A 16,236-nucleotide genomic window follows, 5' to 3' on the forward strand; every position below is an offset into this window, starting at 1 on the left:
GGGATGAAAGGAAGGGAACGGCTTGCTTAGAAAAGATTATTTGCTCAGTATGATGGAAGAATTGACATCCGCAGTAGCATCGGTGCTCGGTCTAAGGCGTGAAAATAAACATGTCGAAGCGCTAAAACAGTTAGATGATCTGCTCAACAAGCAGTTTCGTCTTCGTTCAGATCTGCTCAGACGATTGCCGCCGGAACAAATTATTGAGCTTTTCCGATTGGGCCCTGGAATTGAAGCAGACAAGATCCAGCAGGTGGCTCGCATTTTAGAGGAAGAAGCCGTGATTTACCTGGAAACCAGTAGAACAGACGAGAGCATACGAATCTTGATGAAATCTCTTCATTTATATTTGTACAGCGATTTGAATGGCGCGACTCGTAATTTACAGGTCCTGCCTGAACGAATAGCGTGTATTGTGAAACTGGTGCATGAATATGAGCTTCCCCCTGAAACCAGCAAGCTGTTGGCTGTTCATTATGAGCGGGAAAACAGGCTGGACGAAGCCGCCGATGTCTGGTTTGGATTGGCATGGGAGCAGCCAGAGCTGCTAGCGGAAGCGGAGACGTTTTATAGTCAATTACTGGATAAGACCAATGCAGAGCTGGAACTGGGTGGAATTTCACGCCAGGAAGTCACCGAGGGTTTGACCGAGATCACCCAATTACATGAAAGAAAGTGAGATGTACCTTTTGGATTCACTGCGCGAACTTATATACCAATTGACCACGGGAGGATCCCTCATATCAGCGACGCTGAGTCAGCTTCGCAAACGGGAGGATGCTTCTTTTACTAAAGTGCAAATCAAACCTGTAGAATTGAAAAATAAGCTGCATTACCAGTTTGCTTTTCATTACAGCAACAAAGTCATTCATGAAAATCTGACCCCTGACGAAGCTAATGAGCGAATGACTGCCTTGTTTGAGGACACGTTCCGCCAAGGACTTCTATGTGCCAAGGATGCAGACTACCAGGTGCTAATCAGTAAAAAATATAAAGTATCCATTCTGACAAAGTCACCGAGCAAAAGTAAAGCCGACCTGTCTCATAATCGCAAAAAGCAATATGTGCTTGAGGAAGGAGAGCGAATTCCTTTCCTGATTGAGCTGGGGATTATGAATGAGGACGGTAAGGTACTGGCCCGCAAGTACGATAAGTTTCGTCAGATTAATCGGTTTCTCGAAATGGTGCAGGATGTATTGCCTAGCCTTCCGGTAGGCCGCCCATTGACGATTGTGGATTTTGGCTGTGGCAAATCGTATTTGACCTTTGCGCTATATCACTATTTGGCTGTACAGCAAAAGCGACCATTGCAGATCGTTGGTTTGGACCTAAAGGCAGATGTCATTGAAACGTGTAATGTTCTGGCTCAAAAGCTGCAATATCGACAGTTGGAGTTTCTGGTCGGTGATATCGCAGACTATAACGAACTGGAACAGGTGGATATGGTTGTTACCTTGCACGCTTGTGATACAGCAACGGATGCGGCGCTGGAAAAGGCCGTCCGCTGGGGAGCATCCGTTATTTTGTCGGTTCCGTGTTGCCAGCATGAGCTGTTCAGCCAACTGGAAAATCCGGTACTGGAGCCTTTGCTTTCCCACGGCATTTTAAAGGAACGTTTTTCTGCACTGGCAACGGATGGAATCCGGGCCAAACTGCTGGATATGATGGGATATCGGACACAGCTATTGGAATTTATCGACATGGAGCATACACCTAAAAATATTCTGATTCGTGCCGTCAAAGGGCAGGCGGGAGAACAATCCGTTTTGTGGCGTGAATACACAGCATTTCGGGATTTTATTCATGCAGATCCTTATCTGGAACGCGCTTGTGCGGATTTGCTTCCCGAAGGAGCGGGGAAGAAGCAGACACATAGCTAGGAATATAGTAAAAGTGGAGCCACTGCGGGGTGGCTCCACTTTTTTTGCAGTTCACAGTTCATGGTTGCAGTACGCCAACATCTATCCGCCATAGGCACTTCTAAAAGCGGTGCACAAGACATCGCGATCCACCTTCCACAATGCCGCGAGCTCCTCGCTGACATCCTCGTCCCACCAGTCGCATAGTAGTTTGCGATTACTATGGTTTTCCGCAATCCAGATAAGGTGTCCGACGACCTTGCGGCAGTATAGCTCTTCGCCCTGCTTGACCAGATCAGGGGCAATGTGAACAGGCAGACGTTTGCAGGTTCGATACAACTCTTTGGTGCATGCGCGGCGGATACCACGAGCCGTGGGTAAACGGGATTGTGAATTGTCATGTTTGGGGAATTTGCCGGGAGGCATATTGTACCCCCTCCTCTCTCTCACAACTTATGCGGGCAGAGGAGTCGGGGTCACTGACCCCCTATTTGTGTGAAGTGGCGACTTGTTCTGCCGCTGTGATACACTAATGAAAATAGAGAAACAGGCAGGGAGTGGGAAGAGAAGTGGACCAAATATCTAGTATCATTAATTATTTGTTTGAGATCATTCGTAATCTTGGGTATTTTGGTATTATGCTAGGCTTGATGGTTGAGGTCATTCCAAGCGAAATTGTCCTCGCTTACGGTGGCTTTTTAGTATCCTCGGGTCATATTAATTTTTTTGGCGCAGTCGTTTTTGGAACGATTGGCGGGGTTCTGGCCCAGTTGTTCATTTACTGGATTGGACGCTATGGCGGCAGACCGGTATTAGATAAGTACGGGAAATACATACTTATCAAAAAAAGTCATGTTGACCACGCCGAAGCCTGGTTTAACAAATATGGCACAGGGGTCATTTTCACAGCTCGCTTTATCCCTGTTGTGCGTCATGCCATCTCAATCCCTGCCGGGTTGGCTCGAATGAACGTATGGCGCTTTATTATTTTGACGACGCTAGCGATTATACCTTGGTCTGTTTTGTTTATATATTTAGGTATGCTGCTAGGAGACAAGTGGGAGCAAATTGACGAAGTGGCAGCACCTTACATCAAACCGATTTTGCTGGTTGCCCTTGCGCTCTTGATCATTTATTTTGTTATCAAATGGATTTTGTCCAAAAACAAAAAAGGAAGTGTATAACATGAGCCGTACTAATGTATCGCAATACTTCGGAAAGGGCTTAAGCCCTGAACAGTTTATGGAGGGCATGGAAAAGAACAAAGAAGCCTTTCGCTCTGGGTACGATCAGTTTGTGTGGAATCGCGAAGAGGATCGAGAGTATTTTGAAAGCCTGAACCATCGGGATGATCTGCGCGTGCTTATTTTGGCTGCCGACTGGTGTGGGGATGTGGTGCGCAATGTGCCAGTTGTGTTCCGTGCGCTGGAGAACAGCGGGATTCCGACCGAAGTATTAATCTTGGAAAACCATCAGGCGCTGATGGATGACTTTCTGACAATGGGCGGACGTGCTGTGCCGATTGTGATTTTTGCGGATACGGGAGGTCACGTACTTGGCCACTGGGGACCACGCCCTGCACATGTCCAACAAATTATGATCGAATTCAAACGTGAAAATCCAGATCGGGAAGCCGATGATTATCAAGAAAAAATCGCAGTTGCTCGTAAAGAAATGGCTGAAAAATATGGGGAGGGAACCGAGGTCCATCCTGTGATTGTTCAGGAATTACGCGAGCTGATCTCGGGATTTTAACTTATGGTGCTATCTATTCGCAGCTTTAATCTCGGTCCACTTCAGACGAACGCTTATTTGCTTCAAGGGGATGATCCACAGCGCGCCATTATTATTGATCCAGGAATGAATCCGGGTCCTTTGCTGAGGGCGATTGAGTCTCTGACTATTGAAGCTATCCTGCTGACCCATGCCCATTTTGACCATATTGGAGGAGTAGAGGAGATTCGCAATGCCAAAGGATGCCCGGTGTATTTGCACGCCTTGGAGCAAGACTGGCTCACATCTCCTAAGCTGAATGGCTCCTTGATGTGGCCAGAGGCATCTCCACCAATCTCAACCGGTCCTGCCGAATATGATTTGGCGGAAGGTCAGCAATTGAACCTGATCGGGTACACGTTCAAGGTGTTCCATACACCGGGCCATTCACCCGGAAGTGTCAGCTTTCTGTGTGGCAAAGATCTTTTTTCCGGGGATGTGCTATTCCGTCAGGGCGTTGGACGCACGGATCTGACGGGTGGGCGGGAACGGGATCTATACGATTCTATTCAAAACAAATTGTTCCCGCTCGCAGATGACGTTACAGTCTATTCCGGTCACGGTCCCAAAACGTCCATCGGTTATGAGAAAGCTAACAATCCGTATATCCGGTAAATGTGATGAACGTTTTCAGTAGGGGCAAAATCAAAGGTGTGACAGGTTTTGCCTCATTTCGACAACAAATTATAAATTATGTATAGACAAAGGTTTTTATTTTTGTTAACATAAATTTATTGAAGTTACATACTAAACTCGCGAAGCACGCAAGCTGTGGATGAATCCCGGTTTGCGTTCTTTTTTTTGCCCATTAAGAGGATAAAGAGGCATGAGGCCGTCAGATCACAAGGGGGAGCAAGAATGAAAAGAAAACATATATATGGGGTACAACGTGAGATTGGAGGTAGTTTCCGGGTTCCCAATATAATAGATATGGAAGATTCTGTGGCAGGTTCTGAGCCGAAGATCGTAACTTGGAAAAAGGTGAAACGACGGGGCGGAATCCCTTCACAAAACTGGCATGTGAGGCTGGATGAACACAGGTTGGGACGTGGAGACGGTCGATTATGAAGATACATAGATGATATAGACAAGCTACTTTTTTTTTAGTAGACTTAGCAGATAAGTTCAGACAAACGGGGGGGCTAACGATGCATCATTTAGGAGCTAGAATTATGATCGTCGCGGATGCTTTTGAGCAGAATCTTCCTGTGGGCGAACATGGTTATATCATTGCTTACGACCGTAATGCGGACAATGCTTTTGACTATGTCATTCGCGTACCGAAGGTGAACCGCAATTTTTTTGTACCATCCGGAGACATCGAGCTGGAAGAGAGTATTCTCAAGCTGGAAGCCGAGCGGATTGAGCGTGAAGCGCTGATAGATTACGCCCTTGCTACCCATAATGAGCAACTGTTCATGCATGTGATGAACGGTGGTCTTGATTCGGTAGAGACTGAGGAAGAAGAAACCGCGGCGGAGTTGTTGTCACAGGCTGATTTTATCAGGCAAGTCAATTTGCGTGCTTGGATATAGGAGTCGGCTACGGCCGATTCTTTTTAAGAATATATAAAGGGCACAATCTCAGCTCCTATAGTTTTCACGAAAGAGCACCGTAAGGTGCTTTTTTTATATTCTTTTAGCAACATTTACCTCATCCAAGTACAGTTTGCTTCTGTACCGCGTCAAAGATTGAATTGTAAAGGGTTCTATCCTATAATTAAAAACGTTATTTCAAAGTTCGGTGCAGCATTTTTAATATCAGGATTTTGCAAAATTCGATTCCAGTCGCTTATTGGACTTTTTGCAAAATCCTCATATACATGAGGAGGTTTTTGTATGAACATTTCCACGGAAGATGTCCGTCACGTAGCTAAGCTGTCCAGGTTGAATCTGACCGCGGCTGAGGAAGAAACGATGACAGGACAATTAAACGCCATTCTTCATTATGCGGAGAAGCTGAATGAGCTGGATACGGAGCAGGTAAAACCGACCACTCATGTGCTGCACGTCAGCAATGTCATGCGAGACGACGAAGTTCGTGAAAGTTTGACACATGAGCAAGTGATGCGCAACGCACCTGAAGAAGAAGACGGACAGTTTAAGGTTCCTGCTGTTCTGGAATAGATCTCATATTTGAAAGGAGGATGCAAATTGAGCTTGTTCAATAACACATTGCCCGAGATACATAACAAGCTGCATCAAAAGGAAATTTCCGTGAGTGATCTGGTGGGACACGCTCTGGAGACGATTGGTGCGCGGGAAGATAAGATCAGAGCTTATATTACCGTTGACGAGGAACAGGCCCGTGCATCCGCACGTCAGCTGGATGATCAGTTGATTTCCGGAGAGGAAAGAGGGCTGTTGTTTGGCCTGCCGGTTGGTATTAAGGATAATATCGTGACAGAAGGGTTGCGTACAACATGTGGCAGTCAGTTTTTGAAAAATTTTGATCCCGTTTACGATGCCACAGTTGTTAGCAAGTTACGCGCAGCGCAAACCGTGACACTCGGTAAAATGAACATGGACGAATTCGCCATGGGCGGCTCTAACGAGAACTCCAGCTTTTTCCCTGCACGTAACCCTTGGGATTTAGAACGTGTTCCCGGCGGTTCCAGTGGCGGCTCGGCTGCGGCTGTTGCAGCGGGTGAGGCTTATTTCACGCTCGGTTCGGATACAGGTGGTTCCATTCGCCAGCCTGCTTCTTACTGCGGTGTAGTTGGCCTGAAACCAACCTATGGTCTAGTATCCCGTTTTGGACTGGTGGCTTTTGCCTCCTCTTTAGACCAAATTGGACCTATTACTAAAAATGTTCAGGATTCGGCCTATGTCCTACAAGCTATTGCAGGCTATGACCAGAAGGACTCCACTTCTGCAAAGGTAGACATTCCTGATTATTTGAACGCTTTAACCGGGGATGTAAAAGGACTTCGTATCGCTGTGCCTAAAGAGTATCTTGGTGAGGGCGTAGATCCACAGGTCAAGGAAAAGGTGCTCGACGCACTGAAAACGCTGGAAGGACTGGGTGCTGTTTGGGAAGAAGTGTCTCTCCCTCACACAGAATATGCGGTAGCTACATATTACCTGCTGGCTTCATCCGAAGCGTCATCCAATCTGGCCCGTTTTGACGGCGTGCGCTATGGTGTGCGTTCTGACAATCCAGACAACCTGCTTGATCTTTACCATCAGTCCCGTACGCAGGGGTTTGGTCCCGAGGTGAAGCGGCGGATTATGCTGGGTACCTATGCACTCAGCTCCGGGTACTACGATGCCTATTATTTGAAAGCTCAAAAAGTGCGCACACTGATTAAACAGGATTTTGATCGTGTATTTGAACAATATGATGTGATTATCGGACCTACTGCACCGACAACTGCTTTCAAAATCGGCTCGCAAGTGGACGATCCATTAACAATGTATTTGAACGATATTTTGACGATTCCGGTAAGCTTGGCTGGTGTGCCAGCCATCAGCATTCCGTGTGGTCTTGCGGATGGAATGCCAGTCGGACTACAAATTATTGGAAAGGCCTTTGACGAGTCTTCCGTGCTACGCGTAGCTCATGCTTTTGAACAAAATACCGAATTTCACAAGCAGCGTCCGCAGCTGTAATTTGCTAAAAAGGAGGGAACCTATTCATGTCTACAACTACATCCAAATATGAGACGGTCATCGGACTTGAAGTGCACGTGGAATTGCATACGAAGTCTAAAATATTCTGTGGATGCTCGACATCCTTCGGAGCACCACCCAACTCTCATACATGTCCGGTCTGTCTCGGTCATCCAGGGGTATTGCCGGTATTGAACCGTCAGGCCGTTGATTATGCAATGAAAGCAGCAATGGCGCTGAATTGCACCATTGCTGATGTGAGCAAGTTTGACCGTAAGAACTATTTTTACCCCGATTCACCTAAGGCTTACCAAATCTCACAATACGATCAACCCATTGGCGAAAATGGCTGGATTGATATTGAAGTGAATGGTGAGACAAAGCGTATCGGTATTACCCGACTGCATCTGGAAGAGGACGCAGGAAAATTAACACATGTTGATGGTGGCTACGCATCTTTGGTCGATTTTAACCGGGTCGGCACACCATTGGTCGAGATCGTTTCGGAGCCGGAAATATCTTCGCCGGAAGAAGCCAAGGCCTATCTGGAAAAAATACGTGCCATTATGCAGTATTGTGATGTATCTGATGTGAAGATGGAGGAAGGATCACTTCGCTGCGACGCGAATATCAGTCTTCGTCCGCATGGACAAAAAGAGCTGGGAACTAAAGCGGAACTGAAAAACATGAACTCCTTCCGTGGCGTACAGCGCGGACTGGAATATGAGCAGTTCCGACAGGAGCAGACGTTGGACGAAGGCGGAACGATTGTACAGGAGACACGTCGTTGGGATGAGGCACAAGGTAAAACCTTGTCTATGCGTGGTAAGGAACAGGCTCATGACTATCGTTATTTCCCAGACCCGGATCTGGTTACACTGCATATAGATGAGGAATGGAAAGAACGTATCCGTGCTTCGATTCCTGAATTGCCTGACCAGCGTAAAGCACGCTACACTTCGGAATATGGATTACCTGAGCATGATGCGCAGGTGATTACGTCCTCCAAGCCATTGGCCGATTTGTTCGAGGATAGCCTTCAATTCACCAAGGATGCCAAAGCAGTATCCAACTGGATTATGGGGGATCTACTCGGTTATTTGAACAGTGCCGGTGTAGAGCTGTCGCAGGTTAAATTGACCGGTCGGGGCTTGGGCGAAATGATCGGACTGCTGGAGAAGGGAACGATCAATAGCAAAATCGCCAAAACGGTCTTCAAGGAAATGCTGGAAAGTGATAAACTGCCACAGCAAATTGTTGAAGAAAAAGGGCTTGTACAGATCAGTGATGAGGGTGCAATCTTGACCATTGTCGAACAAGTTGTAGCAGCTAACCCGCAATCGGTCGAAGATTACAAAGCCGGTAAGCAAAAGGCCATCGGCTTCCTAGTCGGTCAAGTGATGAAGGAGAGCAAGGGAAAGGCAAACCCTGGCCTTGCTAATAAGTTGCTGACGGAAGTGCTGAACCGCTAATGGCATAGATTTGACAGGGGGCTTGTCTTTTAGGGACAGGCCCCTTTTGCATAGACGCTGAGAACGATTGGCGCGAACAAACTTTAGAATCCTGATGGCATTTTATGAGTTTCCTTAGGAGGGAAAACAGCATGGTTACCCTATGTTCATTGGAAGATGATGATATCGTCAGTCAGATATGGCGTCTACAGCACGCTGCCTATAGGCTGGAAGCTGAGCTGATTGGGTTTGATGAGATTCCTCCACTGATGGATACATTGGATACGCTGAGAAGCTGTGGAGAGTCTTTTTATGGGTGGCTGGAGGAAGGTGAATTGCTAGGGGCACTGGCTGTGCAGTCTGAGTCGCCCGATTCGCTTACTCTTACACGTATGATGGTTCACCCAGATCATTTTCGAAAAGGTATTGCAGACTCTTTAATGAAGCATGTTTTGAATGAATATCAAAATATCCCGTTGTTTATCGTCTCTACAGGAACTTTAAATACTCCTGCGGTGACATTGTATCGAAAACATGGCTTTCGCCCCGTATCTGCGGCGGAGGTCGCCCCAGGCGTGGAATTAACCACCTACCATCTGCATAAGTTGGAATAGCATTGAGTTATCATTAAATTGGCATTAAAAATGCACATAAGCCCACAAACCGCGCACCCGGAGTGGGAAGCACGACATAACCGGGAGGAGTAACTTGAATGAATAATCCGTGGATTATAGACGATTCACATATCATTTTACGGCTTTTGCTGTCCATGCTTCTCGGTGGATTCATTGGCTTTGAACGCGAACGTTCCAATCACGCAGCCGGTTTGAGGACTCATATTATGGTCAGTCTTGGTTCGACGCTGATTATGCTACTCTCTATTTACGGCTTTGCCGATTTTATTAAAGAAGCTAATGTACGCATAGATCCCGCTCGTTTGGCTACGGCTGTAATCACTGGCGTAGGCTTTTTGGGTGCAGGGACGATTATGTTCACAGGTAAATCCATTACCGGACTAACGACTGCGGCTTCCATTTGGGTCGTGGCTGCCATTGGTCTTGGGGTCGGAGCAGGCTTTTATTTCCCGTCTATTGCGGCAACGGTGCTCGTGTTTTTAAATTTATGGGTATTTAACAAAGTCGAACTCCGATATATGCGTGGACGCAAGCGTCATCTTATTACATTGTACGGATTGTCGTCTCACGGATTGCTGGAGCAGATTTCGACTTATTTAGAGCAAGAAAAAGTGGAAATACGTAAAATAATGATTAAAGAACATGAAAATGTCCCATTTCACGAATTACATCCAGATCGGCAGAGTATGGAGGTTTCCCTAGAGGTGCTGTCCCGTCATGATTTTAATCCCGTACGTATTGCCGCTGATTTACGACAATGGGAAGATATAGCTGCAGTCTCTGTTGAGTAATAGCCTACCTTTTTTTAACAGTTACTCTTAAATCCGATTGGGGTACTATGTAAGCATTGAAGTATTTTTCAGCGGAGCCACGCATGGGATTCAAAGGGGAGGATGGCATGAACTCGGAACAACCGTTACCGTCTGCAGAGGCTGGGCAGCTACAAGCGCCGGAACAGCGGGAACAACCCAGACAGGGGAAGCGTCTAAAATACGCTAAATTTCGCAAAGTGATTGCCATTATCATGGCCGCATTGTTACCCGGACTGGGACATCTTTTTTTAGGGCTGTTTATTAGGGGGCTTAGTTTTATTGTATTGCTCCTACTAGATATTTTTGCGATGCTGTATGTTTCCTCTGACGGCTTGAGGATTAACATTCCATTACTTATTTTGCTTGGATTGTTCATACCCGTTTTATATTTTTATAATGTATATGATGTCTTACAGTCAGCAGATTACATGGTTCGGTATCGGCGTAAGCCAGATCGTTATGCACGAATGGATGCTAGAGGCCAGCAAAGTAGTCCTTTTTATGCATGGGAGAGAGGCTTTGCTTTTGCTGTGCTAATGGTGGCAGGCGGTGGGCTTATGATTTTGTTTCGCATGAAACCTCGCTGGTTGAGCAATTTCTTTGAGGATTATGGATTCCTGACGCTGGCCATTTTATTAATGATGATCGGTTTATTCCTTTTTCTGAGGGAAGCCTTTCTGACCTTTAAGCGTAAAAAGTTGAAAGAAAGAGGGTGAAGCTGGCGTGCACCGTAAAATAAGAGTCGGGCGCTACACCTCTTCGCTTCTGTTGATGGCTGTAGGTATTTTGCTTATTGTAGATGTGTTTCAAAATACTGAATATATGCTTCAGCTCCTCGTTTGGTGGCCCGTAATCTTCGTGCTTTGGGGACTGGAGTATCTGATTTTTTTTGCTGTGTACTATCGGAAAGAAGGCAAGTCTGACAGCGGAAGGCGATTCAGACCTGACCTAAAGGGGATTCTATCCGCTTTGGTAGTGGCAGCCTCGGTTTTTATCGTGACCCAGCAAAATCATTATATGTATCTGTGGAACCGGGTCAGTCTCAATCTGACGTCAGCTTCTATGGATTTTAGCCAGGCTAAAGAGAATCGGTATGATATGGGGGGTATGCTGGTACCTGTAACTATGCAGACGTCCGATTTAGTAATTGATTCGGTTAATGGTGATGTAACACTGATCAGACGGCCTGTGTCCAATATAGAGGTACGTGGGACTCTATGGGTGGATCAAGCGCCTGCTGCCGAAGCGGACAAGATTGCTCAAGCTTCTTCACTGACTTCTACCGACGGCAAGACCATCCAGATTCGTCCGGAGGCACAGTCATACGGAGCATCAAGCAAACGTCAGCCCCGTGTGAACATGCTGATCACCGTGCCGGAGGACCGACGGTTCAATGTGCAGATTAGAACCTCCAACGGGAATATTACCCTGAATGGAGTTGATGCTATTGACAGCATTCGGCTCGAGAGCGGTAATGGAAATCTCACCGTTAATGACGCTATCGGCAATGTCAAGGGAGGCACGCTGAACGGTCAGGTTAAATTGCATCGGATTTCTGGAGATGTAGATGTGCGCACGAACCGTGGCGATATGCAGGCAGGCGATATTGAAGGAGCTGTGACACTACACACCATGGTAGGTGATATTCAGCTCGCTCGTTCGGAAGGGGACATCACCGTAGATACTCAGAATGGTGACATGAATGTGCTGAATTCTACAGCCAAGCTGAATGCAAATTCGCTTAATGGCTCTATCAAAGTGCATAGCGAGCAGGTGGGCGGAGATTGGAAAATATACAGTGCTGTCGGTGATATCGTATTGGATCTTCCGTCGAATGGAGATTTTCAGTTAGAGGGTTCAAGCAGTTATGGTAATCTTCAATCCGATTTTCCATTTAAAATAGATAGTAAAAGTATTTCAGGCCAGAATGGGACAGGTAAGTATGCGATCAACGTAGAGGGTAACAGCAATTTAACGATTAAAAAGTTACTGATGCCGTCGTTACCCGACTTGGATGATTCCGGGGGTACGACTGCGCCCGATACATCTGAAAGCTCTCCGGCTGAACCCGGAGCTCTTGAGTCAGATACCTCTATAGGAACATCCGGCGACAATACGGCGCGTTGACAAGAAACTTGAGTAGACCGTACAATGTGAGTAGGTTTAGAAGTAAGTTGTAAATAGATGCGTGGTAATTGATAGGATCGTAAGTAAGGGATAAGGCGGTGGACATATATGGCGGCACGCGTCCAGCATGCTTTGGAACTTCTGAAGAAGACAGGTGTACGCATAACACCCCAGCGTCATGCCATATTAAACTATTTGATGGAAACCATGGGGCATCCGACTGCAGATGAAATATATCGAGCGCTTGAGTCCAAGTTTCCAAGTATGAGTGTGGCTACGGTTTATAATAACTTAAAGATGTTTATAGAAGCGGGTATGGTACATGAGTTGACCTATGGAGATAACGCCAGTCGTTATGATGCCAATATTTCGGAGCACTATCACATCATTTGCGAAAAATGCGGAAAAATTGAAGATTTCAGTTATCCCTATTTGGCTGATGTGGAACGCCATGCCGCGTTGGAAACAGGCTTCGAGGTGCATGGACATCGAATGGAGTTACACGGAGTATGCAAAGCTTGTAGTAACAAACAAACGTAACGAAACAAGGAATAGAAGTTTTTTGTGCGGTATGTATATATTGTAATGGATTGGAAACGTGAGGAATTCCCCATAAGCGGGGATTTACCGCGTTTTTTTATTTAAATCACTGTATTTTTGTTTTAAGTAATCTGTTGTGGTTACAAAATACGAGAATTCAAAGTTCATACAATGGAGGTTCAATATTGGCCAGAAATCATTCCAGACGCCGCCGTAAACGTTCGCGATTCAGAGGAGCGGCAAGCCTGCTATTATTTGCAGCGATTATATGCGCAATTACTGTCGTATGGTTTGGTAATCCCCTTCACGAGAAACCCGATTGGCAGGGCAGTGTCCGTCCTATTTTTATGCAGGGCAAGTTGACTGGGTATGAAGCTCAAAGCTCGGGCAAGAACATGCTGATGCCGTTTAAATTGGTGCAAAGTCAAATTGATCCTACGGTTCGCTATGAGGATGATAGCCAAACCGTCATTATGGCGACGAGACAAAGCCTGCTCTATATGAAGGTTTCGAAGGCACAAGGGGAACTGAATGGTAAGACATATGCGCTTAGCGTAGCCCCTCAGGTGATCAGTGGAGAGGTATATATCCCGATAGAGGCTGTACGTGAAGTATACGGCGTTTCTATACACGAAGACCCTGTAACTGGTGCTGTCATCCTAATGAAAGCTGGAGAGAAGGTCAGGCTGGGGAGTGTAGAAAAGAAGGATGGCTCACAGGATGCTAGAATTGCCTTACGTAAAGAAGCCTCTAACCTATCTTTTATTTTGACAGATATATCTCAGCGGACGAAGGTACGTATTTGGTCCAAACAAGGAGATTGGTATTTTGTTCAATTAGACAATGGCTATGCGGGATACATTAAGTCAGACCATATCGCTGAAGGAGAAGAGCTTGTGATCCCTTCGGCTAAAGACGATTTGTCCATCTCGGAAAAACATTGGGAGGGTAGGCCAGTAAACCTCGCTTGGGAAGCTGTCTATAATCGTAAGCCCGATCCTTCCAAGTTTGATCCTATGCCTGGAGTAAATGTGGTGAGTCCTACGTGGTTCAGTGTCGTCGATCATGAGGGCACTGTAGAAAGCAAGGCAGATCCTGCCTATGTCAGCTGGGCACATCGCAAGGGGATGGAGGTTTGGGGCTTGTTGAGCAACAGCTTTAATCCCGAATTAACAACTGAAGCATTGTCTACCTTTGAACGTCGAAAGTCGATTATAGATCAGATGATTTCATTTGCCCTAGAAAATGATCTGGATGGTATTAATATTGACTTTGAAAATGTTCATACGAAGGATGGCCCCAATGTCACCCAATTTTTGCGGGAACTTAAACCGGTGGCTCGGGAACATGATTTGATACTGTCCATTGATGTTACGCCTAAATCTCAAAGTGAAATGTGGTCAGCTTTTTTGGATCGAAAATCATTGGGCACCATCACAGATTACCTCATGGTAATGGCATATGATGAGCATTGGGCGGCTAGTCCAAAGGCTGGTTCTGTCGCCTCGCTACCATGGACGGAAGCGTCAATTAAGCGAATTATTCAGGAAGATGAAGTGCCGCCTCAAAAAGTGATTTTAGGTATTCCGTTATATACTCGCGTGTGGTCTGAGACTCCCAAAGAAGGGAAGATTAAGGTCACCTCTAAATCACTTGGTATGAAGTCAGCAGCCGGTATCATAGCCGAATTTAAGTTGAAGCCCAAGTTTAGAGCTGCTGAAGGCCAGAATTATGTCGAGTATACAGAAGACGGCGTGGTCAAAAAGATTTGGCTAGAGGATGAGGTATCTCTGAAGGCAAGAGTAGAACTTGCCAAATCGCTGAAGCTCGGAGGAATTGGGGCGTGGAATCGAACCTTTGCAGATGAAAACGCTTGGGTAACACTGAAAAAAATAAGTGAATAAGATAAAAATTTATACAATTGAAGAAGGAAGTTTCTTATTTATGTAGAAATGATCACATGTATCCAAATATCCAATTTGCGGTCATAGCCGCCTTGCAGGTATGGAGGGAGAAGTGCAGCTAACCAAATTAAACCTAATGTATGATGAATTGTTGCGGGAAGATTCAATAGGTATTATTTCGTACAGAAAGCCGGGAGAGTATTTTCACGGTTCGATGTTGTATGACTTTGATGAACTCATTCTAATTATTGGAGAAGGCACCAAGCCGGTTCGTTCTATTCAACACTTATTTATGAATGGCTTAAGATGCCAAGTGTTGTACGCAACGCTCAGTTGTCTGAAGGAATGGATTATCGCTGGTGAACAAGCCAACATTATAGATTATGTGCTAGAAGGTCGTATTGTCTGGGAACGGGATGACAGGGTCCGTCTTTTAAGACAGGAAATTGTTGATTTTAACGATCCACTACGGGAGCAGAAGCGATTTCATGAGTTCTCCCGCTTTCTGGTCAATTACGTTCATGGTAAAAGAGCGGTGCGAGAAGGGCGGATCATTGACGCTTATCAAAGTGTTCTGAAAGCATTGGATCATTGGGCATCTATTGAACTCATTGAACGGGGGATTTATCCAAAGACTCACTTATGGGTTCAGGCACAGCCTCTGGATCGAACGATTGACAAACTGTATAACGAACTCACATTAAGTACAGAAACCTTGGAACAACGGGTTGAACTAGTATTGCTTGCTTGTGAATTTTCAGTGATGTCAAAAATGGAGGAGTGCTCATCTCCGCTATTCCGTATATTAGGCAGCAGACGGGAACCCTGGTCTATAAATGAACTTATTAACCATCCAGAGCTAAAGAATCTTCAATTGGATCTTACCGTCGTGCTCCGTAAACTGGTATATCGTTCACTTATTAGAGAAACAGCTGCCGGGGATTTTAGGGATCGTGGGCAAAATCGTGAACTGCGTTACTCCCTTATTTAATGTGCAGGGGTTGATTTGTCAGGAAGAAAGGTTGTTAAATCGACTTTTCTTCCTTTTTTGTACGTGATTTAGTATTTATAGATAGTTAAAAAATATAAATTATTAATTTAGGTTGACGAGTATATAAAATATGTGCTAAGTTATAACTCGCCCCATTAAGCAGCATGAATAATTTAGAACTGTTTAAAGCAGGATAAACGTGTTGCATCAAGCGTAAAAATGAATTTTCAAAAAAAAGCTTGACGAAAAATGAGGTTATGTGTTACATTATTTAAGTCGCCGCTGAGACGCGGTGGTGAAACAAAGTAAGACAAAATGCAGGTTTGATCTTTGAAAACTGAACAACGAGTGAGTACGGATTTTGTTTACAAAATCCAACGCTGAGATTTTGGTACATGCCGTCAGGCTGTATGAAATGGAAGCGAAAATGAGATATTTTATCTCGTCAGTTTCAACATGAGCTTATCGCTCTTTCTATAAACCAACTTCGGTTGGTCTTTAATGGAGAGTTTGATCCTGGCTCAGGACGAACG

General features: G+C 45.5%; 18 protein-coding genes. 17 read left to right on the forward strand and 1 reads right to left on the reverse strand.

The features are described from left to right. The first annotated feature begins 22 nt into the window (after positions 1-22). Both G9G54_RS20235 and G9G54_RS20240 read left to right on the forward strand, forming a co-directional pair. On the forward strand, positions 23-679 hold the full coding sequence (locus G9G54_RS20235; protein ID WP_165179372.1) for a DUF6483 family protein: 657 nt from the start codon (positions 23-25) through the stop codon (positions 677-679). After that, a complete protein-coding gene (locus tag G9G54_RS20240) occupies positions 666-1,880 on the forward strand; it encodes a class I SAM-dependent methyltransferase (protein ID WP_165179373.1) in 1,215 nt (404 codons plus the stop codon). Before G9G54_RS20235 ends, G9G54_RS20240 begins: the two co-directional genes overlap by 14 nt. 81 nt (positions 1,881-1,961) lie before the next feature. Here the strand turns inward: G9G54_RS20240 and G9G54_RS20245 are convergent, their stop codons facing one another. Beyond that, positions 1,962-2,285, reverse strand: a complete 324-nt coding sequence (locus G9G54_RS20245) for a hypothetical protein (protein WP_013311916.1) — start codon at positions 2,283-2,285, stop codon at positions 1,962-1,964. Positions 2,286-2,428: 143 nt separating this feature from the next. Between G9G54_RS20245 and G9G54_RS20250 the strand changes: the two genes are divergently transcribed. The 15 genes from G9G54_RS20250 (at position 2,429) to G9G54_RS20320 (ending at position 15,703) form a co-directional block, all read left to right on the forward strand. After that, positions 2,429-3,043: a DedA family protein gene (locus tag G9G54_RS20250; protein WP_165179374.1), complete on the forward strand. Its 615-nt coding sequence runs from the start codon at positions 2,429-2,431 to the stop codon at positions 3,041-3,043. A gap of 1 nt (position 3,044) precedes the next feature. Continuing rightward, on the forward strand, positions 3,045-3,614 hold the full coding sequence (locus G9G54_RS20255) for a thioredoxin family protein (RefSeq protein ID WP_061831455.1): 570 nt from the start codon (positions 3,045-3,047) through the stop codon (positions 3,612-3,614). A 3-nt stretch (positions 3,615-3,617) separates the two neighbouring features. Beyond that, positions 3,618-4,247 (forward strand): MBL fold metallo-hydrolase, encoded by a 630-nt coding sequence (locus G9G54_RS20260; RefSeq protein ID WP_165179375.1) that lies wholly within the window; start codon positions 3,618-3,620, stop codon positions 4,245-4,247. 243 nt (positions 4,248-4,490) lie between these two features. After that, positions 4,491-4,700 carry a hypothetical protein gene (locus G9G54_RS20265; RefSeq protein WP_165179376.1) on the forward strand — a complete coding sequence of 70 codons (210 nt, stop codon included), beginning with the start codon at positions 4,491-4,493 and terminating at the stop codon, positions 4,698-4,700. A gap of 80 nt (positions 4,701-4,780) precedes the next feature. After that, a complete protein-coding gene (locus G9G54_RS20270) occupies positions 4,781-5,167 on the forward strand; it encodes an ATPase (protein WP_165179377.1) in 387 nt (128 codons plus the stop codon). A gap of 303 nt (positions 5,168-5,470) precedes the next feature. Continuing rightward, a complete protein-coding gene (gene gatC / locus G9G54_RS20275; RefSeq protein WP_013311910.1) occupies positions 5,471-5,758 on the forward strand; it encodes an Asp-tRNA(Asn)/Glu-tRNA(Gln) amidotransferase subunit GatC in 288 nt (95 codons plus the stop codon). 27 nt (positions 5,759-5,785) lie between these two features. Continuing rightward, on the forward strand, positions 5,786-7,243 hold the full coding sequence (gene gatA / locus G9G54_RS20280; protein WP_023990257.1) for an Asp-tRNA(Asn)/Glu-tRNA(Gln) amidotransferase subunit GatA: 1,458 nt from the start codon (positions 5,786-5,788) through the stop codon (positions 7,241-7,243). Positions 7,244-7,269: 26 nt separating this feature from the next. After that, positions 7,270-8,715 (forward strand): Asp-tRNA(Asn)/Glu-tRNA(Gln) amidotransferase subunit GatB, encoded by a 1,446-nt coding sequence (gatB, locus tag G9G54_RS20285; RefSeq protein WP_165179378.1) that lies wholly within the window; start codon positions 7,270-7,272, stop codon positions 8,713-8,715. A gap of 131 nt (positions 8,716-8,846) precedes the next feature. Beyond that, the gene (locus G9G54_RS20290; protein ID WP_061831450.1) at positions 8,847-9,308 is read left to right on the forward strand and encodes a GNAT family N-acetyltransferase; all 462 of its coding nucleotides are present in this window, start codon (positions 8,847-8,849) and stop codon (positions 9,306-9,308) included. A gap of 98 nt (positions 9,309-9,406) precedes the next feature. Continuing rightward, positions 9,407-10,120 (forward strand): MgtC/SapB family protein, encoded by a 714-nt coding sequence (locus G9G54_RS20295; RefSeq protein ID WP_023990255.1) that lies wholly within the window; start codon positions 9,407-9,409, stop codon positions 10,118-10,120. Between the two features lie 83 nt (positions 10,121-10,203). Then, positions 10,204-10,857, forward strand: coding sequence for a hypothetical protein (locus G9G54_RS20300; protein ID WP_165179379.1), 654 nt, complete (start codon positions 10,204-10,206; stop codon positions 10,855-10,857). 7 nt (positions 10,858-10,864) lie between these two features. Beyond that, positions 10,865-12,268, forward strand: coding sequence for a DUF4097 family beta strand repeat-containing protein (locus tag G9G54_RS20305; RefSeq protein ID WP_165179380.1), 1,404 nt, complete (start codon positions 10,865-10,867; stop codon positions 12,266-12,268). A 108-nt stretch (positions 12,269-12,376) separates the two neighbouring features. Further along, the gene (locus G9G54_RS20310) at positions 12,377-12,808 is read left to right on the forward strand and encodes a Fur family transcriptional regulator (protein WP_013311903.1); all 432 of its coding nucleotides are present in this window, start codon (positions 12,377-12,379) and stop codon (positions 12,806-12,808) included. 185 nt (positions 12,809-12,993) lie between these two features. After that, positions 12,994-14,712, forward strand: coding sequence for a glycosyl hydrolase family 18 protein (locus tag G9G54_RS20315; protein WP_165179381.1), 1,719 nt, complete (start codon positions 12,994-12,996; stop codon positions 14,710-14,712). Between the two features lie 136 nt (positions 14,713-14,848). Then, a complete protein-coding gene (locus tag G9G54_RS20320) occupies positions 14,849-15,703 on the forward strand; it encodes a nucleotidyltransferase-like protein (RefSeq protein WP_238808272.1) in 855 nt (284 codons plus the stop codon). Positions 15,704-16,236: the final 533 nt, after the last annotated feature.

The organism is Paenibacillus sp. EKM212P (assembly GCF_011066115.1).
In the GTDB taxonomy this organism is placed as follows: domain Bacteria; phylum Bacillota; class Bacilli; order Paenibacillales; family Paenibacillaceae; genus Paenibacillus; species Paenibacillus polymyxa_B.